The sequence below is a fragment of the Bartonella sp. AA81SXKL genome (assembly GCF_042196945.1).
Lineage (GTDB): Bacteria > Pseudomonadota > Alphaproteobacteria > Rhizobiales > Rhizobiaceae > Bartonella.
Genome location: NZ_JBHIRH010000145.1, coordinates 1 through 897 on the forward strand (window position 1 = coordinate 1; position 897 = coordinate 897).

Below are 897 nucleotides of genomic sequence, written 5' to 3' on the forward strand. Positions count from 1 at the left end.
TCTGCGGATGCACGCCCTGAAATCCGTGCGATTATTACGCGTGCTTTTAATACGGATAAAGAAGGCAAGGTGAATCGGGGCGAGATCTTTATGCTGTTGCGTTTGGATATTGATGATCCACGCTGGAAAGAGGCGATGCGTGCCATTCGTGAAGCGATCCGTGTGACGACATCTAAGGAATATGTGCGTTTTTATGAGCGTGATAGCCTAGAAAGCGCTTGGCGTGCTGTGACCATTGATCTGGCGAAGACATGAGGGGGGTGAGATGTCTTTAGCTGTCCTTCATATGGGAAAACGCGCGTTAGGTCTTGATGATGAGACCTATCGCGCACTGCTCTATCGCTTGACAGGCAAGCAATCGGCGAAAGATTTGAATTTTTCAGAAAAGCACTTGGTTATCGCTGAAATGAAAGCGTTTGGTTTTAAGCCGAATGGGAAGCGTTTAGAGGGTAAATATGCCAAGAAGCTCCAGGCGCTTTGGATTGCTGGGTGGAATCTTGGCATTATTCGTGATCGTTCAGACAAGGCGTTGCTTGCCTTTGTGAAAAGACAGACAGGGATTGATCATATTCGCTTTTTACGCGATAGCGATGATGCATGCAGAGCTATTGAGGCGTTGAAAGGTTGGTTGCAGCGTGAGGGTGGGGTTGACTGGAAAGGGAAAAACCGCGAAGATTCATGGAGGAATAAACCAAGCATTTCCATTTTGTGTGCCCAATGGAAGTGTTTGAATCCCGATGCTGTGTTTGATCTTGGGGCTTTTCACCAAAGTGTTATGGCGTTAAGTGGTAAAGCTTTGGGTGAGATGAGTGGGGGCGATTTTAGAGAAGTGATGAATGTTTGGGGGCGGAAAATCCGTAAAGGTGTTAAAAGCGAGGGGTAAGCATGTATGCAAGA

2 protein-coding genes are annotated in these 897 nt (G+C 47.0%); both read left to right on the top strand.

All coding sequences use genetic code 11. The features are described from left to right. Positions 1-255, top strand: a 255-nt coding sequence (locus ACFINZ_RS10175) for a DUF3164 family protein (protein WP_375701447.1), incomplete at its 5' end; no start/stop codon positions are given. A gap of 10 nt (positions 256-265) precedes the next feature. Beyond that, positions 266-883 carry a regulatory protein GemA gene (locus ACFINZ_RS10180; protein ID WP_375701448.1) on the top strand — a complete coding sequence of 206 codons (618 nt, stop codon included), beginning with the start codon at positions 266-268 and terminating at the stop codon, positions 881-883. Positions 884-897 lie beyond the last annotated feature (14 nt).

Bases quoted from the DNA above. Each gene is read 5' to 3' on its own strand.
- ACFINZ_RS10180 (WP_375701448.1), top strand. From the start codon at position 266: ATGTCTTTAGCTGTCCTTCATATGGGAAAACGCGCGTTAGGTCTTGAT.